This window comes from Formosa sp. Hel1_31_208 (genome assembly GCF_900104785.1).
GTDB lineage: Bacteria > Bacteroidota > Bacteroidia > Flavobacteriales > Flavobacteriaceae > Psychroserpens.
Map to the genome: position 1 here is coordinate 1,617,582 of NZ_LT629733.1, position 23,573 is coordinate 1,641,154.

The 23,573-nt window shown below is 38.0% G+C and carries 7 protein-coding genes and 1 tRNA gene; 3 read left to right on the top strand and 5 right to left on the bottom strand.

Annotated elements, in window-relative coordinates:
• The first annotated feature begins 143 nt into the window (after positions 1 to 143).
• Positions 144 to 1,514 carry a histidine--tRNA ligase gene (gene hisS / locus BLT57_RS07370; protein WP_091424303.1) on the top strand — a complete coding sequence of 457 codons (1,371 nt, stop codon included), beginning with the start codon at positions 144 to 146 and terminating at the stop codon, positions 1,512 to 1,514.
• Between the two features lie 80 nt (positions 1,515 to 1,594).
• Here the strand turns inward: hisS and BLT57_RS07375 are convergent, their stop codons facing one another.
• The 3 genes from BLT57_RS07375 to BLT57_RS07385 form a co-directional block, all read right to left on the bottom strand.
• On the bottom strand, positions 1,595 to 7,888 hold the full coding sequence (locus BLT57_RS07375; RefSeq protein WP_091424305.1) for a choice-of-anchor D domain-containing protein: 6,294 nt from the start codon (positions 7,886 to 7,888) through the stop codon (positions 1,595 to 1,597).
• Positions 7,889 to 8,138: 250 nt separating this feature from the next.
• Positions 8,139 to 20,675 carry a M14 family zinc carboxypeptidase gene (locus BLT57_RS07380; RefSeq protein WP_091424308.1) on the bottom strand — a complete coding sequence of 4,179 codons (12,537 nt, stop codon included), beginning with the start codon at positions 20,673 to 20,675 and terminating at the stop codon, positions 8,139 to 8,141.
• A 295-nt stretch (positions 20,676 to 20,970) separates the two neighbouring features.
• Positions 20,971 to 21,044 (bottom strand) — tRNA-Met (locus BLT57_RS07385).
• 129 nt (positions 21,045 to 21,173) lie between these two features.
• On the opposite strand from BLT57_RS07385, the gene BLT57_RS07390 reads away from it, so the two are divergent.
• Positions 21,174 to 21,566: an START-like domain-containing protein gene (locus BLT57_RS07390; protein WP_091424310.1), complete on the top strand. Its 393-nt coding sequence runs from the start codon at positions 21,174 to 21,176 to the stop codon at positions 21,564 to 21,566.
• 57 nt (positions 21,567 to 21,623) lie between these two features.
• On the top strand, positions 21,624 to 22,469 hold the full coding sequence (locus BLT57_RS07395; protein ID WP_091424313.1) for an aminotransferase class IV: 846 nt from the start codon (positions 21,624 to 21,626) through the stop codon (positions 22,467 to 22,469).
• On the opposite strand, the gene BLT57_RS07400 is transcribed toward BLT57_RS07395, so the two are convergent.
• Both BLT57_RS07400 and BLT57_RS07405 read right to left on the bottom strand, forming a co-directional pair.
• A complete protein-coding gene (locus BLT57_RS07400; RefSeq protein WP_091424317.1) occupies positions 22,466 to 23,026 on the bottom strand; it encodes a YqgE/AlgH family protein in 561 nt (186 codons plus the stop codon). The genes BLT57_RS07395 and BLT57_RS07400 overlap by 4 nt on opposite strands.
• A gap of 131 nt (positions 23,027 to 23,157) precedes the next feature.
• The gene (locus tag BLT57_RS07405) at positions 23,158 to 23,430 is read right to left on the bottom strand and encodes an HU family DNA-binding protein (protein WP_091424321.1); all 273 of its coding nucleotides are present in this window, start codon (positions 23,428 to 23,430) and stop codon (positions 23,158 to 23,160) included.
• Positions 23,431 to 23,573: the final 143 nt, after the last annotated feature.

Here is a 23,573-nt window from a genome sequence, read left to right on the forward strand (position 1 = left end):
GTGTTATATTGTAAGACTACAAAACAACTATAAAGTTACTATAAAATTGAAATAACTTTCGAATGCCTCTAAAAATTATAATATTTTTGTGATTCATAAGATTGTAACACTTAAATGAATTCCCATTATCTTGGGAAAGAAATATGGCACAAAAACCAAGTATACCGAAAGGAACGAGAGATTTTAATCCACAAGAGGTTGCGAAACGCAATTATATTTTTAATACGATTAAACGTGAGTTTGAAATCTTCGGATTTCAACCTATTGAAACTCCTAGTTTTGAAAACTCAAGTACCTTAATGGGTAAATACGGTGAGGAGGGAGATCGATTGATCTTTAAGATTTTAAATTCTGGTGATTATTTGAATAAAGTTAATGATGCCTTATATCAAACCAAAGATTCAAACAAGATAACCACTAGTATTTCAGAAAAAGCCCTTCGCTATGATTTAACCGTTCCATTTGCAAGGTATGTGGTACAACACCAAAATGAGATTGACTTCCCCTTTAAACGCTATCAAATTCAACCAGTTTGGCGTGCAGATCGACCGCAAAAGGGGCGATTTAGAGAATTCTATCAGTGCGATGCAGATGTAGTTGGTAGCAACTCTTTATGGCAAGAAGTAGAGTTTATACAATTATATGATGCGGTATTCACAGCCTTAAAACTTGAGGGTGTTACAATTAAAATTAATAATCGTAAAATTTTATCTGGGATTGCAGAGGTGATTGGTGCTCAAGATAAACTCATCGATTTTACTGTAGCTTTAGATAAATTAGATAAAATAGGAGAGGAAAAGGTTAAAGAAGAAATGCTCTACAAAGGAATTTTACAATCTGGGATTGAGAAGCTACAACCCTTATTTAGTATGAAAGGTGACTTTGGTCATCAGATTTCAGAATTGAAATCTATTTTAAGTGCTTCAGAAGAAGGATTGAAAGGCATAGAAGAGCTCGAGTTTATTAGTAATGGAATTAGTGCTCTAGGATTAAAAACAGCAACACTTAAATTAGATGTGACACTTGCTCGTGGATTAAATTACTATACAGGAGCGATTTTTGAGGTGTCTGCACCTGACGGTGTTCATATAGGTTCCATAGGCGGAGGAGGCCGTTATGATGACCTTACAGGGATTTTCGGACTTAAAGACATGAGTGGTGTAGGGATTAGTTTTGGTTTAGATCGAATTGCTATGGTACTGGAAGAGCTTGATTTATTTCCTGAAACTATTACCAATACCGTAAAAGTGTTATTCGTTAACTTTGGTGAAGCAGAAGCTATGGAAAGCATGAAAGTGATTAAAGCCTTGCGTGATAGCGGTGTTAGTGCCGAATTATTTCCAGATAAAAAGAAAACCATTAAGCAATTTAACTATGCGAATAAAAGAAATATTCCATATGTTGTATTGTTAGGTGAGTCTGAAATGGCTTCAAGCACTTATACCTTAAAAAACATGGTTACTGGTACCCAAGACCGGGTGTCTTTAGAACAACTCATTTCTAAATTACAATAAATTTTTAGTATAAAAAAAGCCTCAATCCGAAAGGAAAGAGGCTATTTTTAAGTTAAGATCACGGTAGATTTGGGTCTATGTTACTTCACTAAAACTTTTTTAGATAACAAACCGCTTAAAGTATCTATCTTAATAATATAAGTTCCAGTGCTAAGGTTCTTAACTTCATATTCAGAATAGTCCAGTTCTGAAATATCTTCAATTGTTGTAATTTTTTGTCCAATGATGTTATAGAGTTCAATAGATTTTACATCTACGAAATTCGGGTTGAATAATACAATACCTTGTACTTCGTTGTCATAATATACATCCACTGATTTTAGAATACTCTCTTCAACATTCAACGCAGCTTCACTACTAAATGTCAATTCAAATCGATCTAAGTATTCACCAGCCGAAAGGTAGAATTGGAAATCACCTTCTCTTAGGTTATGATAGGTATCCTCTAACAAATCGTGAATATAGATCTCAATATCGTTAGGCACATTTTCTAAACTATCAATAGTAATAGTATTTAATCCATCATCACTTGTTTTAATACCAAGAGGATACACACTATCTGATTCAGCTTCGTTACTACCTTGAATCGTATATTTTTCACTATCTATCATCCAGAATAAATCATCCATCTGATCATCATAGGTCTTAGCGTCAAACGCCCAGTCATATCCAGTTGTTGTTGCGTCATCAATCGTTAATAATAGCTGTCTATGAATTGTATTTATAGAATTAAATCCAATTCTAAATTTCATACGATCATCGATGTCATCTTGAGGGTCAGCGCTTGCCGTCGATCCGTCAGATCTCACAAATACAGATGTTCCAGTGGATTCTTTTCTGTAGATACGTTGGCCGTTATTAAAGTTGATATTTCCTGTGCTTTCTCCTACAACGAAGAAACCTTGACTTACAGGAATATATCTTGCTGGCAGCTTAGTAGGTGTTCCACCGGTTCCTACATCAGGATCATTTGTTCCTAATGATGGTGCAGCAACTCCTCCTGAGAAGTTATATGTTGCATAGCCACCTTGGTAGTCTAGTAAAACATGAGATCCTCCGCCCCAGTGTTCCCAGAAATAAAGCGTTCCACTAATTAATGGATCAGCACCTGCACCAGTAATGTTTGGTCCGTTATCTGTAATAAAGGTATTTGCATCTATCGCAGAAGGATAAGGGTTACCAACTAAATAGTCGTTCCCTGCATTAAGGGTTAGGTTAATGTCGCCATTATTTGGTTTTCCTAAGAAAACATAGTTTTGTTGATCAACGATGGTTCCAGAACCAGGCCCCTTCATGGTGAAACCTTCACCAGCTAAAAGTGTTCCGTTCTGTCTAACATGTTGCCATGCAGAATAATCATCATCGGGTTGATTTGCAAATTTCCATATCCAGTAATCAGCTATAGTAATTGGCGAACTTGCCGAACCATCATAATCATTATTAATAAAGTTGATTGGTAAAGCATCATCCAACATGACATCTACAACTGTATATGAATTATTATTTGTTGTGTTGTTAATAACACCCACTGGTGAAGACCAGTAGTTATAAGTGTGAACATCAGCTGTTCCTTGTTGATCTTTTTCTAGAGATCCAGATGAAGTAGGATCTAAGTCACTTCCAACTTCTTGTATCAATTGCGACTGACCCTCTAAATCTATTTTTCCGTCAAGTTTTAGATAGTGAGAAATGGTTAAACCGTTTCCAGCAGTGGCATCAAAATTATTACCATCAACTGTTAATTCACCAGCATCTACATATAAACCTAATACTTGTCTGTCTCTTCCTAATACGATTTCAGTATCGACTCTTACATCATGACCAATCCTAACAATGTTCCAGTCGATAGGAGTTGTTCCGTCTACTATGGATAGTTCATTTGGAATAGATTGCACGGTGTTATTTAACCAAGTAGCATCTGTTGTCCAATCGCCATTTGCTTGAGATTCATATGGTAATGGAGCTGTTTGTCTGTCTACTGTATCTAAATTTCTTAACGCACCTTGATTTGAGTTTCCAGAGGCGTCATCTGTATTGGTATAAGTATAAATTGACATTGGATAATAGCCAGCCAAATCAGACCATGGGATAGTTCCTATATCATTTTTAGTGATAGTAGAAGGTAAAACTCTACCTGCCACAAATGATGTATTATCTTCTATTTCTTGATTCATAATGAATCTTAACTGAGCTATACTAAGTTCTGTATCCCATACTCGTACTTCATCAATATTTCCTCTAAAGTGCTGTGTTGGTGTGTTTTTACCAGCCGCCGCAATGTAGAAGGATTCATTTGTGTCTGAAGGTGCTGAGCGATTGGCTTGATTGTCTACGACTCCATCAATGTATAAAAACAGTCTTGTGCCATTATAAATGGCAGCCACATGATGCCATTCGTCATCTGGAATAGCTGCAGTACTCGTTAATATTTGATCTGAACCGTTTTTCCAGAACATTTGTATTCTATTATCATTTAGTATTCTTAGATCATATCCAATTGTAAACGGATTATCTCTTTTTGAGATAATGGATTTCGTTCCACTATCGGCAGCATCTCTTTTTACCCAAGCAGATACAGTAAATTCTGTTGGGTTAAGATCTAATGCATCTTCCATGTCAACATAGTCGACAGCTCCGTCAAAGTATACTGAACGTTCTACAATGACTTGAGGAGCATATCCAAAAGTTATGAATTTAGTTCCATCAAAATCATAATTCGTTTCAAGGTTACCACTTCCATCTGGTGTCATTATTCTATAGTCTGCTGTAGGATCAAAAACACCAGTATTAGAAATAAACATTAAATAGCTTCCAGGAGGCGTAATATTTCTAATAGCATCTTGTGGAATTCTAACTTTTACAGAAGGTATATCGCCACCTGTTTCAACAACTTTCCAAACGCGTTGCATTCCTGTGAATGTAACGTCAGTGTTAAGGGCAGGAGTAATACCTGCACTCATATTCACAGAGATAGTAGTTGCTGCTAGATTTAGGTCTACACCATTGTTTCCCCAAACCAGATACTCTTTGTCATCAAAAGTTGTAGGGTCAGTAGAAATATGATCTCTATTGGTGTTATAGATGTCGTTTAATCCCATGGTTAGGATACCTTCAATTCTTCCGGTTCCATCGGTTGCATCGTTCACACTTCGAGATTGTTTTTGATTTAATTCTGAAACATCATCTCTTCCAATACCAGCAATATCATAGTTAAATCCAGCATTTGCAGATTGATCCCAAATGACATTTCCATCACTATTTACATAGTCTTGTGAAGTGCCATTGACACCAAGCGTAATACCATATTTTATTCCTAAATAAGATTGAATTCTGTTATGTTCTTGGGTTAAGTTTATATCAGATTTTCTTGAGCTGTAAGTAATCACTTCGGCTATACGACCATCAAAACTACCATTCCAATATTGGCTACGTCCTAACCAATATTTTCCATTATTAATCATTTTATATAAAGGAAGGTCATTAGTTTCTGTTCCAACTTGATTGGCGTTGAAGTATAACTCCATATCAGTGTCAGTAGCGTTTTGTCTAATATTGACAATATGGATTTGGTTATAATCTGTTCCTGTACTTGTGTCTGCTCTACCATAACCGTTTTCAGGAGAAGTAGGTGTTGTTTCGTTTGTAGTTGCTATGCAATACGCAAGTCTTTCATTATTAAATCTTGCGGTGTAAGCACCATATCCAAATCCAGTAACATCTTCAGTATAGGTTTCACCCGCTGGATCCCTGCTTGTAAATGTATCTAAAGGAATCATGGATGTATTAATTGTAGGGTCTGGCATTAGCACAACAAACATGTCATTGGTATTAAAACCACCTGTTCCTTTGAGTGTTTTTCTGCTACCGTCGTTTATGACATAGGTCATGTCACGATTGGCAGTTGTATTATCATTTTCAAATTCTATAACGGGATTGAAGTTAAAGTTTCTTGTCGAGTTGTTTTGATATACTGGCTCTTGTCCAGTCACAACAACTTCTGCATTATTACCTTTACCATTGTCGGCCCATTGACTTACTAATCCACCGTCAGCACCATATGAAATACCATCCAACTGATCAGCTTTTAACCAAAGGTCAAGGTCTGTTGTAATACCTCCAGGTGCTACAGTTGGTGTACAAAATGAGGTTCCTGTTATTCTTATATCATCAATATATACTCTATCATCATCTGCACTGGCATCGCAACGCACTCTAAATCGTCCGTTAAGACCAGCAGGGAAGGTGTAGTCTGTACTAAATATTGTAACGGTTTTACTGTAACCAATTGCAGTTCCTGTCGCTTCGAAATCAGCCGTTTTGTTAGCGACAACGCCACTTAAAAAAGTACCAACAACGGTCCAATTTGTTCCTCCATCACTACTATATTCAATAAAAAAGTCTTCACCTGTCTCCATACTTTGTGGCTTAAAGAAGAATTTAAAATCTACTTTATCATAGCTCGAAATGTCGAACAAAGGAGAAAGAAAAGAAGACGCATTACCAGTAGCGTCATCATCTCTAATTCGCAAACTAAAATTACCGTTATATGCCCATGTTCCATCGTTAAATCTTTCGGCATCCACACCACCTGATGTCCAGCCATCTAGTCCACTTTCAAAAGTAGCACTATGTAAAATATTAGTACCACAAGGGGGTGGTACAAATCCTGTTCCTTGTATATTAAAGTTATAAGGGTTTTCGTCGACATCGCTATTTGCTATTGTCACTGTTGCTGAACGTATACCTAAAGCACTTGGGTCAAAAGTAATACTGAAAGTTGTACTTCCACTAGCAACAATAGGAGAGGTAGGAATGGCTGTTAATGAGAAATCAGCTGCATGGGCACCACCTATGGTTACGTAAGGTGAACCTCCAGTTAATAATAAATCTAAAGAACCATCATTAAATATGGTAAATACATTAACATTAGTTCCACCAGCAATATCTACGTTACCAAAATCAGTATCATCTGAAAAATCAGGAGTAACATCGCCATCTACAATAGTATTGGAATTTCCTTGTACGTTGATTTCAGGGGCAGGAATAAATCCGTTACCTTGAATATCAAAAGTATATGGATTTTCATTACTGTCATTATTTGCAATGGTTACTGAAGCCGAACGCAAACCAGTAGCACTTGGATCAAATGTAATATCAAACGTAGTCGTAGTTCCCGCACCTATAGAATTAGATGGAATAGCCGTGACTGTAAAGTCTGCGGCATGTAATCCCGATATATTAACATAAGGGGACGCACCTCCAAGAGTTAGTGGTGAGGTACCTGTATTTTGAATTGTAAATGTATTCGTTTGTGTTGCAGCGATAAGATTGACATTTCCAAAATCTGTATCATCTGAAATATCAGGTGTAGTATCTCCGTCAACTATATTTACTCCGTTTCCTTGAATATTTATTTCAGGTCCAGAAGCTAAGGTCGCTGTCATTGATACATTGTCAATTGCCATATCACTTCTGTAGTTAGAAGAAGTTTGACCTCTGAATCTCAATTTAACCGTTAGTCCTAAATAGGCACTAAGATTAAGATTTACTTGATTCCATGCTTGTCCGGAACTTGTTTGAACTCGACCTAATTGAGACCAAAGTACTGTTGGCCAAGTGGCTCCGCCATCTGTACTTATATCAACGTATAAATCACCCATTCCGGTGGTAGTACTACTATACATATGATAATAGAAGGTGAATTGAGCAGCGGTCGCTGAAGTTAAATCAAAGCAAGGGCTGTTTAAATTATGAGTTTGGTTGTAATTTGGGTTACTTCCTTCAGTATACATATATCTGGTGCCTTCAAATGGACCAGAAGGTCCTGTGTTTCCAGATGGTGTACCTCCTGCTTGTCTTCTCCAATCATTTTGATCACCAGAATCTTGAGTCCAAAGCCCAAGATCTGTATTGAATCCTTCTGAGTATGGAAATGTTGATACTGTTGCACCACAAGAAGCCGCACAACCTCCTGACACGTTAAAAAATATTGGTCCTGTTCCTACAGCCGTAGCTGCATTACCATTTTGATTTAACACAATTGAACTACCAGAGGTAATAGTAATATTATCTGCGCCATCCCATCCATCATTGCCTATATCATATATAATGATATAGTAATTGCTTCCATCTGGAAGACAACCTAAAGCGACTGTATTATAATAGAAATTGTTAGTACCACCTGTATATCCATTATCTATAGTTGCAATTAGGGTGCCACCTGGATTATAAACCTCAACTCTGTTCTCTGAAGAGAAAGTAGGCCATACAAGTGAGACATCAACGCTAGACGTTTGGGCAAACAAAAAATTAGTGGTAAAAAGTATACAAAAAATTAATGCATACTTTCTAAGTGAAAGTGTAGAAGTTTTCATAAGCGGTTAAATTTTAGTTTGGGACTAATAAATTTATGATACAAATCTACATTTATACTCTATGAAATGCAAATAAAATCGATGAAATGCATTTATAATTTTTAAATTATTGATAATCAATGCTATAAAAAAAGCAAAAAACCGTAAAATTACGAGTTATAAGCTTTAATCATATCCTTAATTTAAGTAAGCTGTAAAAACAGAAAAGCTGAATCGTTAGATTCAGCTTTTCATATAGTTACAATTAGTTCTAGAATTTAATCAACTTTTTGATGACTTCAATTCCGCTTGTTGTATTTGATATTTTAATAAAATACGGAGCTTCTTCTAGTCTGTCAAGATCATTAATGATTATTGAACCTTCAATACTTGATTTTGTCTTTTTATAAACAACACGTCCATTTAAGTCATAGATGTTTATATTAAAAGCACTACCATTCAAGCTTAAGGGCAAGGTGATCTTTATAGACGTATTAAATGGATTAGGTTGAATAGTTATGTCCCTATTAGTTACTTCTCCTATACTTAGTGTTTCTTCTGTCACTGTTACTATAGCTGTGCAATCAGAACTATTTCCATTTGAATCTGTAACCGTTAATGTTACACTGTTAGTCCCTAAATTACTTGTTGTGAAACTTGAAGGAGAAACACTAATACTAGCGATTGAACAATTATCTGAAGATCCATTGTCTATTTGGTCTGGAGTAATAGTAGCGTTTCCAGTGCCATCTAGTTCAATTGAGATATCTTGAGTTGCGCAAATCGGTGCAATCACATCATTAATAATTACATTCTGATTTTGTGTAACTGTATTACCATTTCCATCATCATAGGTCCATATTACTACAGTAGTACTAGTTATAGGTAGTGTAGCATTATTAGTTACAATAACAGTACCACTGCAGTTATCTATAGCTGTTGGAGACGTTAAACTGGTTACTTCACATTCTGCTGAGATATCAGTTAGGTTAATTACATTAGGAGTAGGCGCAGTGGTATCTTCTAAGGTAATGATTTGCACAGAAGAAGCTGTGTTAGTTGCATTATCAGTAGCTGTCCAAGTACGTGTTATTGTGTTACCAGCAGTGACATCAGAGAATGTTACAGCAGGTGCAGCATCACAGTTATCAGTTGCCGTAGCCGCTCCAGTATTTGTAGGATCAGTAGAGGCATCACATTCAATAGTGATATCCGCTACATCTGTAATACTAGGCGCAGTGGTATCTTCTAAGGTAATGATTTGCACAGAAGAAGCTGTGTTAGTTGCATTATCAGTAGCTGTCCAAGTACGTGTTATTGTGTTACCAGCAGTGACATCAGAGAATGTTACAGCAGGTGCAGCATCACAGTTATCAGTTGCCGTAGCCGCTCCAGTATTTGTAGGATCGGTAGAGGCATCACATTCAATAGTGATATCCGCTACATCTGTAATACTAGGCGCAGTGGTATCTTCTAAGGTAATGATTTGCACAGAAGAAGCTGTGTTAGTTGCATTATCAGTAGCTGTCCAAGTACGTGTTATTGTGTTACCAGCAGTGACATCAGAGAATGTTACAGCAGGTGCAGCATCACAGTTATCAGTTGCCGTAGCCGCTCCAGTATTTGTAGGATCAGTAGAGGCATCACATTCAATAGTGATATCCGCTACATCTGTAATACTAGGCGCAGTGGTATCTTCTAAGGTAATGATTTGCACAGAAGAAGCTGTGTTAGTTGCATTATCAGTAGCTGTCCAAGTACGTGTTATTGTGTTACCAGCAGTGACATCAGAGAATGTTACAGCAGGTGCAGCATCACAGTTATCAGTTGCCGTAGCCGCTCCAGTATTTGTAGGATCGGTAGAGGCATCACATTCAATAGTGATATCCGCTACATCTGTAATACTAGGCGCAGTGGTATCTTCTAAGGTAATGATTTGCACAGAAGAAGCTGTGTTAGTTGCATTATCAGTAGCTGTCCAAGTACGTGTTATTGTGTTACCAGCAGTGACATCTGAGAATGTTACAGCAGGTGCAGCATCACAGTTATCAGTTGCCGTAGCCGCTCCAGTATTTGTAGGATCAGTAGAGGCATCACATTCAATAGTGATATCTGCTACATCTGTAATACTAGGCGCAGTGGTATCTTCTAAGGTAATGATTTGCACAGAAGAAGCTGTGTTAGTTGCATTATCAGTAGCTGTCCAAGTACGTGTTATTGTGTTACCAGCAGTGACATCAGAGAATGTTACAGCAGGTGCAGCATCACAGTTATCAGTTGCCGTAGCCGCTCCAGTATTTGTAGGATCAGTAGAGGCATCACATTCAATAGTGATATCTGCTACATCTGTAATACTAGGCGCAGTGGTATCTTCTAAGGTAATGATTTGCACAGAAGAAGCTGTGTTAGTTGCATTATCAGTAGCTGTCCAAGTACGTGTTATTGTGTTACCAGCGGTGACATCAGAGAATGTTACAGCAGGTGCAGCATCACAGTTATCAGTTGCCGTAGCCGCTCCAGTATTTGTAGGATCAGTAGAGGCATCACATTCAATAGTGATATCTGCTACATCTGTAATACTAGGTGCAGTGGTATCTTCTAAGGTAATGATTTGCACAGAAGAAGCTGTGTTAGTTGCATTATCAGTAGCTGTCCAAGTACGTGTTATTGTGTTACCAGCAGTGACATCAGAGAATGTTACAGCAGGTGCAGCATCACAGTTATCAGTTGCCGTAGCCGCTCCAGTATTTGTAGGATCAGTAGAGGCATCACATTCAATAGTGATATCCGCTACATCTGTAATACTAGGCGCAGTGGTATCTTCTAAGGTAATGATTTGCACAGAAGAAGCTGTGTTAGTTGCATTATCAGTAGCTGTCCAAGTACGTGTTATTGTGTTACCAGCGGTGACATCAGAGAATGTTACAGCAGGTGCAGCATCACAGTTATCAGTTGCCGTAGCCGCTCCAGTATTTGTAGGATCAGTAGAGGCATCACATTCAATAGTGATATCTGCTACATCTGTAATACTAGGCGCAGTGGTATCTTCTAAGGTAATGATTTGCACAGAAGAAGCTGTGTTAGTTGCATTATCAGTAGCTGTCCAAGTACGTGTTATTGTGTTACCAGCGGTGACATCAGAGAATGTTACAGCAGGTGCAGCATCACAGTTATCAGTTGCCGTAGCCGCTCCAGTATTTGTAGGATCAGTAGAGGCATCACATTCAATAGTGATATCTGCTACATCTGCAATACTAGGCGCAGTGGTATCTTCTAAGGTAATGATTTGCACAGAAGAAGCTGTGTTAGTTGCATTATCAGTAGCTGTCCAAGTACGTGTTATTGTGTTACCAGCAGTGACATCTGAGAATGTTACAGCAGGTGCAGCATCACAGTTATCAGTTGCCGTAGCCGCTCCAGTATTTGTAGGATCAGTAGAGGCATCACATTCAATAGTGATATCCGCTACATCTGTAATACTAGGCGCAGTGGTATCTTCTAAGGTAATGATTTGCACAGAAGAAGCTGTGTTAGTTGCATTATCAGTAGCTGTCCAAGTACGTGTTATTGTGTTACCAGCGGTGACATCTGAGAATGTTACAGCAGGTGCAGCATCACAGTTATCAGTTGCCGTAGCCGCTCCAGTATTTGTAGGATCAGTAGAGGCATCACATTCAATAGTGATATCTGCTACATCTGTAATACTAGGCGCAGTGGTATCTTCTAAGGTAATGATTTGCACAGAAGAAGCTGTGTTAGTTGCATTATCAGTAGCTGTCCAAGTACGTGTTATTGTGTTACCAGCAGTGACATCTGAGAATGTTACAGCAGGTGCAGCATCACAGTTATCAGTTGCCGTAGCCGCTCCAGTATTTGTAGGATCAGTAGAGGCATCACATTCAATAGTGATATCTGCTACATCTGTAATACTAGGCGCAGTGGTATCTTCTAAGGTAATGATTTGCACAGAAGAAGCTGTGTTAGTTGCATTATCAGTAGCTGTCCAAGTACGTGTTATTGTGTTACCAGCGGTGACATCAGAGAATGTTACAGCAGGTGCAGCATCACAGTTATCAGTTGCCGTAGCCGCTCCAGTATTTGTAGGATCAGTAGAGGCATCACATTCAATAGTGATATCTGCTACATCTGTAATACTAGGCGCAGTGGTATCTTCTAAGGTAATGATTTGCACAGAAGAAGCTGTGTTAGTTGCATTATCAGTAGCTGTCCAAGTACGTGTTATTGTGTTACCAGCGGTGACATCAGAGAATGTTACAGCAGGTGCAGCATCACAGTTATCAGTTGCCGTAGCCGCTCCAGTATTTGTAGGATCAGTAGAGGCATCACATTCAATAGTGATATCTGCTACATCTGTAATACTAGGCGCAGTGGTATCTTCTAAGGTAATGATTTGCACAGAAGAAGCTGTGTTAGTTGCATTATCAGTAGCTGTCCAAGTACGTGTTATTGTGTTACCAGCAGTGACATCAGAGAATGTTACAGCAGGTGCAGCATCACAGTTATCAGTTGCCGTAGCCGCTCCAGTATTTGTAGGATCAGTAGAGGCATCACATTCAATAGTGATATCTGCTACATCTGTAATACTAGGCGCAGTGGTATCTTCTAAGGTAATGATTTGCACAGAAGAAGCTGTGTTAGTTGCATTATCAGTAGCTGTCCAAGTACGTGTTATTGTGTTACCAGCAGTGACATCTGAGAATGTTACAGCAGGTGCAGCATCACAGTTATCAGTTGCCGTAGCCGCTCCAGTATTTGTAGGATCAGTAGAGGCATCACATTCAATAGTGATATCTGCTACATCTGTAATACTAGGCGCAGTGGTATCTTCTAAGGTAATGATTTGCACAGAAGAAGCTGTGTTAGTTGCATTATCAGTAGCTGTCCAAGTACGTGTTATTGTGTTACCAGCAGTGACATCAGAGAATGTTACAGCAGGTGCAGCATCACAGTTATCAGTTGCCGTAGCCGCTCCAGTATTTGTAGGATCAGTAGAGGCATCACATTCAATAGTGATATCTGCTACATCTGTAATACTAGGCGCAGTGGTATCTTCTAAGGTAATGATTTGCACAGAAGAAGCTGTGTTAGTTGCATTATCAGTAGCTGTCCAAGTACGTGTTATTGTGTTACCAGCGGTGACATCAGAGAATGTTACAGCAGGTGCAGCATCACAGTTATCAGTTGCCGTAGCCGCTCCAGTATTTGTAGGATCAGTAGAGGCATCACATTCAATAGTGATATCTGCTACATCTGTAATACTAGGTGCAGTGGTATCTTCTAAGGTAATGATTTGCACAGAAGAAGCTGTGTTAGTTGCATTATCAGTAGCTGTCCAAGTACGTGTTATTGTGTTACCAGCAGTGACATCAGAGAATGTTACAGCAGGTGCAGCATCACAGTTATCAGTTGCCGTAGCCGCTCCAGTATTTGTAGGATCAGTAGAGGCATCACATTCAATAGTGATATCCGCTACATCTGTAATACTAGGCGCAGTGGTATCTTCTAAGGTAATGATTTGCACAGAAGAAGCTGTGTTAGTTGCATTATCAGTAGCTGTCCAAGTACGTGTTATTGTGTTACCAGCGGTGACATCAGAGAATGTTACAGCAGGTGCAGCATCACAGTTATCAGTTGCCGTAGCCGCTCCAGTATTTGTAGGATCAGTAGAGGCATCACATTCAATAGTGATATCTGCTACATCTGTAATACTAGGCGCAGTGGTATCTTCTAAGGTAATGATTTGCACAGAAGAAGCTGTGTTAGTTGCATTATCAGTAGCTGTCCAAGTACGTGTTATTGTGTTACCAGCGGTGACATCAGAGAATGTTACAGCAGGTGCAGCATCACAGTTATCAGTTGCCGTAGCCGCTCCAGTATTTGTAGGATCAGTAGAGGCATCACATTCAATAGTGATATCTGCTACATCTGCAATACTAGGCGCTTGATTATCTAAAACAGTTATAACTATTGGGCAAGGAGTTGCAGGGTTAAAGCCATCATCTGTAGTCCATACAACAGTGGTTTCACCAATCGGAAATGGATCATTTATCCCAAGGCCTATTTCTTCATCGCCATTACTATCAAATCGTGTAGCAGTGAATGTAAAACTTGTTGCGCAATTATCTGTAGCACTAGGCTGAGGAACAGTTACTGTGGCAGAACATAGTCCAGAATCAATATTTACTGTTATGTTATTTCCGCAATTTATAACTGGCGCAGTGGTATCTTCTAAGGTAATGATTTGCACAGAAGAAGCTGTGTTAGTTGCATTATCAGTAGCTGTCCAAGTACGTGTTATTGTGTTACCAGCGGTGACATCTGAGAATGTTACAGCAGGTGCAGCATCACAGTTATCAGTTGCCGTAGCCGCTCCAGTATTTGTAGGATCAGTAGAGGCATCACATTCAATAGTGATATCTGCTACATCTGTAATACTAGGCGCAGTGGTATCTTCTAAGGTAATGATTTGCACAGAAGAAGCTGTGTTAGTTGCATTATCAGTAGCTGTCCAAGTACGTGTTATTGTGTTACCAGCAGTGACATCAGAGAATGTTACAGCAGGTGCAGCATCACAGTTATCAGTTGCCGTAGCCGCTCCAGTATTTGTAGGATCAGTAGAGGCATCACATTCAATAGTGATATCCGCTACATCTGTAATACTAGGCGCAGTGGTATCTTCTAAGGTAATGATTTGCACAGAAGAAGCTGTGTTAGTTGCATTATCAGTAGCTGTCCAAGTACGTGTTATTGTGTTACCAGCAGTGACATCAGAGAATGTTACAGCAGGTGCAGCATCACAGTTATCAGTTGCCGTAGCCGCTCCAGTATTTGTAGGATCAGTAGAGGCATCACATTCAATAGTGATATCTGCTACATCTGTAATACTAGGCGCAGTGGTATCTTCTAAGGTAATGATTTGCACAGAAGAAGCTGTGTTAGTTGCATTATCAGTAGCTGTCCAAGTACGTGTTATTGTGTTACCAGCGGTGACATCAGAGAATGTTACAGCAGGTGCAGCATCACAGTTATCAGTTGCCGTAGCCGCTCCAGTATTTGTAGGATCAGTAGAGGCATCACATTCAATAGTGATATCTGCTACATCTGTAATACTAGGTGCAGTGGTATCTTCTAAGGTAATGATTTGCACAGAAGAAGCTGTGTTAGTTGCATTATCAGTAGCTGTCCAAGTACGTGTTATTGTGTTACCAGCAGTGACATCAGAGAATGTTACAGCAGGTGCAGCATCACAGTTATCAGTTGCCGTAGCCGCTCCAGTATTTGTAGGATCAGTAGAGGCATCACATTCAATAGTGATATCCGCTACATCTGTAATACTAGGCGCAGTGGTATCTTCTAAGGTAATGATTTGCACAGAAGAAGCTGTGTTAGTTGCATTATCAGTAGCTGTCCAAGTACGTGTTATTGTGTTACCAGCGGTGACATCAGAGAATGTTACAGCAGGTGCAGCATCACAGTTATCAGTTGCCGTAGCCGCTCCAGTATTTGTAGGATCAGTAGAGGCATCACATTCAATAGTGATATCTGCTACATCTGTAATACTAGGCGCAGTGGTATCTTCTAAGGTAATGATTTGCACAGAAGAAGCTGTGTTAGTTGCATTATCAGTAGCTGTCCAAGTACGTGTTATTGTGTTACCAGCGGTGACATCAGAGAATGTTACAGCAGGTGCAGCATCACAGTTATCAGTTGCCGTAGCCGCTCCAGTATTTGTAGGATCAGTAGAGGCATCACATTCAATAGTGATATCTGCTACATCTGCAATACTAGGCGCTTGATTATCTAAAACAGTTATAACTATTGGGCAAGGAGTTGCAGGGTTAAAGCCATCATCTGTAGTCCATACAACAGTGGTTTCACCAATCGGAAATGGATCATTTATCCCAAGGCCTATTTCTTCATCGCCATTACTATCAAATCGTGTAGCAGTGAATGTAAAACTTGTTGCGCAATTATCTGTAGCACTAGGCTGAGGAACAGTTACTGTGGCAGAACATAGTCCAGAATCAATATTTACTGTTATGTTATTTCCACAATTTATAACTGGTGCAGTGGTATCTTCTAAGGTAATGATTTGCACAGAAGAAGCCGTGTTAGTTGCATTATCAGTAGCTGTCCAAGTACGTGTTATTGTGTTACCAGCAGTGACATCAGAGAATGTTACAGCAGGTGCAGCATCACAGTTATCAGTTGCCGTAGCCGCTCCAGTATTTGTAGGATCAGTAGAGGCATCACATTCAATAGTGATATCCGCTACATCTGTAATACTAGGTGCTTGATTATCTAAAACAGTTATAACTATTGGGCAAGGAGTTGCAGGGTTAAAGCCATCATCTGTAGTCCATACAACAGTGGTTTCACCAATCGGAAATGGATCATTTATCCCAAGGCCTATTTCTTCATCGCCATTACTATCAAATCGTGTAGCAGTGAATGTAAAACTTGTTGCGCAATTATCTGTAGCACTAGGCTGAGGAACAGTTACTGTGGCAGAACATAGTCCAGAATCAATATTTACTGTTATGTTATTTCCACAATTTATAACTGGTGCAGTGGTATCTTCTAAGGTAATGATTTGCACAGAAGAAGCCGTGTTAGTTGCATTATCAGTAGCTGTCCAAGTACGTGTTATTGTGTTACCAGCAGTGACATCTGAGAATGTAACAGCAGGTGCAGCATCACAGTTATCAGTTGCCGTAGCCGCTCCAGTATTTGTAGGATCAGTAGAGGCATCACATTCAATAGTGATATCCGCTACATCTGTAATACTAGGCGCAGTGGTATCTTCTATAGTGACAACAGCAACACATGTATCAGTGTTTCCACTGGTGTCCGTTACTGTTAAAGTCACGTTGTTTGTTCCAATGTTTAAACATGTAAAACTAGTTTGCGATGCTGATATTGAAGCTACACCACAATTATCGGAGGAGCCATTATTAATTTGCGACGCTGTAATTGAAATATTACCACCATTATCTAATTGTACCGTTATATTTTGGCATACAGCTATAGGATCTTGATTATCAACAACAACATTTACATTAAATGAAGCCGTATTAATATTACCTGAGTCATCGGTTACTGAGTAGCTAATTATGGTCGTTCCATTAGGAAAAATATCGCCACTATTAAGTCCAGTACCATCTGTTCTGGTTACTGTTAGTGTTGTATCACAATTGTCGGTGGCTGTAGGATCTGTCCATGTAGGTTGATTATTTCCACAGGTTAATGAAATGTTACCAGGTACATTTACGAATTCTGGATCGACCTGATCTTGAACTGTAACTGTAGCGATACATATATCTGTTTGATTGTCTATGTCGGTTACTGTTAAAGTCACATCTACTGGTGTGCCGATGTTAGTACAATCAAATGTATTGATATCAATACTGAAATTAGTAATGGCAACATCATCTGTTGATCCACCGTCTACATCAGTTGCAACAATTGTTGCATTTCCAGTATTATCAAGTTGAACAGTAATATTTTGACATACCGCAGTTGGTGGCGCTGAGCCTGTTATTTCATCTGAGGTGATGCTAAAATTGTCAATTGATATATCTCCTTGCCAACCAGTGCCAGCATCTGAGCTAGTAACAGCAGTAAATCTAAGTTTAATGATTGAATTGTCATAAGCGCTTAAATCAACATTTTGTGTTTTCCATGGATCTGTATGACCCGTATTTTGTTGACCAGATAGGGTGTAAGCATTTAATGGACTATAATTTGCGCCATTGTCTAAACTTACCTCGACGAACAAATCACCTGTAAATCCGCCAAACATATGATAGTCAAATGCAAGCGCAGCATTTTCTCTACCGCTAAAATCAAGACACGGACTTAAAAGTCGGGCAGTTTTAGTTGGGAAATTTGGATTTGAGGCTTCAATGAATAGAAAGTAGCTTCCGTCAGCGGCGAGAGAAGGACCTGTGTTAGCTGAAGGTGTTGAGTTTCCGTCACCTTCTTCTATTTTATTGGTCCAATTAAAATCATCACCAGTATCGTTTGTCCATAGACCGAAAGTGTTTTCAAAGCTTTCAGAATAAGGGAATGTACTTATGGCAGTTCCTGTACAAGGAACCGTCGCTAATGTTGTGAAATTTTCAATAGTTGAATAAGATGAAGTTGATGTTGCACATCGTGTTCTTACCTGAACATCGTAATCGGTTAATGGGCTTAATCCTGATATTTGATATGAATTTGTAGGAATATCGGTAATTGTAGTCCATGCTCCAGCACCAGAACCAGTTACTCTATATCTGATATCATAGGTAGCAGAGGGAACTTCATCCCAATCTACTTGTGCTGTGATTGATGTAATATTGGTGATGCCAATATTAGTTGGTGTAGTGGTTAGACATGGGATTTGCACACTAATAATTTTAAAATCATCAATAAAAAATCCATCATTTGTTGTGGTATAATTTTCATTAACATTGAGTGCATCTGTTCTAAATCTGAATCGGATTCTAACATCATTTGAGCTAAGTAAGGATGCGTAGGTATTGTCAATAACAATTTCTTCCATTACCCAATTATCCATGCGGTCTCCATCGTAAATTTGTCCGGAACTATTCGCTTGGAAGTTTGCATAGGTTCCACTTTTGTTATCATGACCTGTTGTAGAACTTGTTGCATTAGGCTTGGTGTAATTACCACATAGTGATATCCAGCTAGAACCTCCGTCTGGAGACCCTAAGATTTCTACAAAGTCATAATTTCTTTCAATATCCCATTTCGAATAAAATTGAATAAGCACTTCATTAGAATTTGAGAAATCATAAGAATTTGTTGTTGTTAATGTTTTTGTTGCATTAGTAGAATAGGTCCCTGTACTCAAGGCATCGGTTCCTGAATAGGCATCAGATGACGTATTGTTCCATCCACCAACTTGCGTCCAACCAGTTAATCCAGTGGCATCAGGATCATGATCAAATAAAAGGGTTGGTTGGTAGTACTTCTCATAATTTGCTTCATAAATGACACCATCATCATTTGATAAGGTCACATTGTATTCTATCTTTTCATTAGCAGTTATTGCCGGATTTAACTGCATTGTAGCTGTTACGGTACGTTGGTTTTGATTTGAAGGAATCGTTGTTGTTTGAATTGGAATTCCTGATTCAGTAGGCGGTGAACTAATACTTACAATATTTGAAGATATTGGTGTTACCGTTACAGTAAAGTCACTAGGAGTTTGTCCGATACGTTCTATACCGAAATCTAAATCCACATTGGATGTTGTTGAGATATTACTTTGTGTCAAGTCGTGCAGTTTCGCATATTTCCCTCCGTAATATGCGGTTCCTAAGGAAATACGCATGGATTGCTTGGCGATAGGAACAATCGTAGAAGGGGTAGGCCAGAATCCTTGTCCGCCATGTTCTGGAGTTGTAGCAATAATACCTTGACCAGAACCTGTGGAACCATTATTGTCTGGGGCACCACCCATCATCCAATCATCAGGCAAACCATTAGATTCATAAAAAATTGTGGCTCCATATAGATAACGATTATATCTTGTCATTTCTTCATGCCATCTGTAGTATTCATCCTCACGATCTGTGGCTTGAGTAGGTATACCTCCATATGGGTGGGGAACGGAGTTGGCATAAGAGTGGTTCCAAACACCTGATTTAATAGACCTGCTTGTAATGAAATCAACCATAATTTGTGTCTCCGGTTCAGACTCAGGAGCTGGTCCTCTATAATTAGATGCAGTTTGGGTTCCTGAAGAACCTATATTATTGAATCCCCAGAAATAATCAAAATTCCTATTTAAATCTACTCCTCTATTTGTTCCTGTTCCTCCTGTATTTGGTCTTAGATTTTTACGTTGTAAACCACCACCACTAGGAGCAATAGTTTCATTCCAACGTAATCCATCAGGATTGACAACAGGAACGAAATACAATTCATTATTATCTACTAATTCTTGAATTGCAGGATCTGTATCATAGTTTTCTATGATGTACCACATGAAGTAGATGTTGTTCATTAATGCACTAACTTCTCTAGAGTGAATCATAGAAGTAAATAGCATTTGTGGTTTTGAACCTTCAGGTGCCGTACTTTGATTACCTGTAATTCTAACATACCAAATAGTCTCAGGATCCCATCGTGTAGAACCTACACCTGAATAGGTAGCAGGACCATTATTTTGTTGGTTTACAAAATTGTTTGTAGGATTACCCCAAGTTTTTTGACCTGTAGACGAAGCATTTGCTTTTTGTGAAACAATATCCAAACCATTGGTTTGAGAATAGGTATACATGTCATCTAACTCCGATTTCATTTCACTGTATCGTAAACAGCCAGCCATGGTACCTAAATTGAAATTTTGTGGCTCCACAAAATCTATTTCGTCGCATCCAGTATATTGTATGATGTTATCCATAAGAACGCTTGAAATAGAAGATCTTTGAGCAGCATTTGCTCGTGCACTTGCTTTAGCAGCTTCAAGTTGTGCATTAGCTATAGGCAGATTTCTTTCGGCCCTTTTAGAATAAAACTGTTGTAAGTCATCAATTTCAATCGTAAAGTTGATGTTGTTTTGTCTTAAACTATTAATTTCGGTTTCAGACAATTCTATGATAAGATCTTCACCTTCATGCTTTGCTCCACATGATAAGTCTATACCTTGTAATGCAATATTTTGAATAGTACGCTCACTAGGATTAGTAATTTTAACTCTAGAGTTTTTGTCTTGGGCAAAGGAAGATTGTACTATTAATAATAATAGCACAATTAAGCAGGTAATTTTTCTCATTAGTTTGGGGTTTAATGATTTTTTATCGATTAATTAGGGTGCTAAGATATTACTTTATTTCAATTTCACTCCATAAAACGCAAAAAAAACCGATGAAATGCACTTTTTTAACATTTGTTAGTCACGAACTATTTGTTAAAGTCTTGTAAATCATATCGCTAATTAAATTTTGAAATTGTCACTTTTAAAAATAAATAATGACTTAGTTATGTCGTTTTTTAATGGCAAGATTTTGAAGTAGTTAAAATTGATCACAAAAAAAAGCCTTATACTTACGTACAAGACTTTTTTGTTGTAGCGAGAACGAGATTTGAACTCGTGACCTCTGGGTTATGAATCCAACGCTCTAACCAACTGAGCTACCTCGCCATTTACAAGGGTGCAAATATAAAAACAAAATCTATCTGAACAAACATAAAATGCGCAAATTATTTTTTTTCATAATTAGTTTTAAACTCAACAATTAATGTATATATTGAGCATCATAATAACAAGACTATGGAAGACAGAGTTAAAATTGAGATGGAGTTCGTTATTCATGCTTCACCACAACTTTTATATCAATATATATCAACACCTTCTGGGTTATCAGAGTGGTTTGCAGATAATGTAAATTCACGAGGAGAGCTATTTACGTTTATATGGGATGGCAGTGAAGAGAAAGCCAAATTATTAAGCAAGAAAAGTGGAGAACGTGTTAAGTTTAGATGGATGACTGATGATGAAGATGGGGCCTCTTATTATTTTGAAATTCGTATTCAAGTAGATGAAATCACCAAAGATGTGTCTATTATTGTAACAGATTATGCAGAGGATGATGAAGTAGATGAATCAAAGATGCTTTGGGATAATCAAATATCATCTTTGAAACAAGTTTTAGGATCGGCTTAAGATTTCTCAATCATATAAGTTTTATATTTGTCTCGATTTTTAATTGAGACTTTTTTTATGATAAATTTTAACGGAGACTTAATCCAAGACTCAAGTTTTATTAGCAGCGAAAACAGAGGTTATAAGTATGGTGATGCCGTGTTTGAAACGATAAAAGTAGTTCATGGCAAATTACTGTTTTGGGAAGACCATTATTTTCGGCTTATGGCCTCTATGCGCATCATGCGGATGGACATCCCAATGAGCTTTACAATGGAATTTCTAGAAGAAGAAATTTTAAAAACGCTCGAAGCAAACTCGCTCTTAAAATCTACAGCTAGAGTGCGTTTTAATATTGATAGAGGTGACGGTGGAAAGTATCTTCCAGTAGGTGAAACGGTAAACTATAATGTTAGGGTAGAGACGTTTAATGAAGATTTTTATTCAATATCTAAAGATAAATCATATGCTGTTGATCTCTATAAAGACTTTTTTGTTTCTCCCGGATTATTATCTACGCTAAAGACTAATAACAAAGCTATTAATGTTCTTGGGAGTATTTATGCCAATGAGAACGGCTGGGAGAACTGTTTGCTTTTAAATACGAATAAAAATGTAGTAGAAGCACTTAATGGCAATTTGTTTCTGGTCAAGGGAGAAATGGTTAAAACCCCACCATTAGAAGACGGCTGTTTAAAAGGTGTCATGAGAAAGCAGATTATGGATGTTATTTTAAATTCTGGGGATTATATTTTGGAAGAAGCGTCTATTTCACCATTTGAATTGCAAAAAGCTGACGAGCTATTTATTACAAACGTGATGGTGGGCATTCAACCTGTATTAAAATATCGTAAAAAGGAATTTTCAACTAAAATTTCGGAAGATCTATTAAAGCGATTAAATACGAAGTTAAGACTGTCTTAATTATAACTTGGGTTTTCTGGTGCATTAGACCAAAGAGAATAGTCACCACCAAGCTCCAGCATTTTTTCTTTCCAGAAGGAATCACAAGATTTGTTGATGAGGTCATTTTTATAGACATTTTCAGAAATGATCCAGGCATTCGATTGCAGTTCACTATCTAATTGTCTTGCATCCCATCCAGAATATCCTAGGAAAAATCGAATATCAGAAGTGGTTAGTTTTTTTTCTTCCAAGAGTTCTAAGACTACTTCAAAATTACCTCCCCAGAATACGCCATTAGAAATTTCAATACTGTCAGGGATTAATTCTGGTACTTGATGAATGAAGTACAAGTTGTCTTGTTCTACTGGTCCTCCATTATGCACCTTAAAAGATGCATCAGTTTCAGGAATTAAATCATTTAAAGTATATTCTAGAGGTTTGTTAAGAATAAAACCTATAGATCCTGTTTCGTTGTAATCTGCCAATAGAATAACAGACCTATTAAAAGATAAGTCGCCGATAATTGATGGTTCAGCAATTAAGAGATGTCCTTTTTTGGGCTTTGAGATAATCATATACTTATGATTTACGATTAAATCTAAAACATATTTTATTAATAACCAACAAATTCATGGATTTCCTTCGGTGTAAAAAAACAAAAAAGCCCACTAATAAGTGAGCTTTTCGTATTGTTTTTAAAGAAATACTAGTTTACAGCATTACTTAAATCAGATCCAGCTTTAAACTTTACTACGTTTTTAGCTTTGATTTGTATTGTTTTACCAGTTTGAGGGTTTCTTCCTTCTCTTGCAGATCTTCTTGAAACTGACCAAGAACCAAATCCTACTAAAGAAACTCTGTTTCCTTTTTGTAAAGATCCTTCGATGTCAATTAATAATGAATCTAATGCTTTCTTAGCAGCTGCTTTTGTAATTCCAGCGTTCTCTGCCATTCCATTGATTAAATCTGTTTTGTTCATAAAATTATATTTTAAATTGTTAAAAAAATAGTTGGGTTAAACGTTATCGTTAAATCCGTCTACAAAATTATACGTAAAATCCAGCTACGCAAGTAATAGCAAGGGAAATACAAATATTTGTTGATAACTTTGAGCATTTGTTA

Coding starts and splice junctions, on each gene's coding strand:
- BLT57_RS07395 (WP_091424313.1), top strand. CDS start 21,624: ATGATAAATTTTAACGGAGACTTAATCCAAGACTCAAGTTTTATTAGC.
- BLT57_RS07380 (WP_091424308.1), bottom strand. CDS start 20,675: ATGAGAAAAATTACCTGCTTAATTGTGCTATTATTATTAATAGTACAA.
- BLT57_RS07375 (WP_091424305.1), bottom strand. CDS start 7,888: ATGAAAACTTCTACACTTTCACTTAGAAAGTATGCATTAATTTTTTGT.
- BLT57_RS07390 (WP_091424310.1), top strand. CDS start 21,174: ATGGAAGACAGAGTTAAAATTGAGATGGAGTTCGTTATTCATGCTTCA.
- BLT57_RS07405 (WP_091424321.1), bottom strand. CDS start 23,430: ATGAACAAAACAGATTTAATCAATGGAATGGCAGAGAACGCTGGAATT.
- hisS (WP_091424303.1), top strand. CDS start 144: ATGGCACAAAAACCAAGTATACCGAAAGGAACGAGAGATTTTAATCCA.
- BLT57_RS07400 (WP_091424317.1), bottom strand. CDS start 23,026: ATGATTATCTCAAAGCCCAAAAAAGGACATCTCTTAATTGCTGAACCA.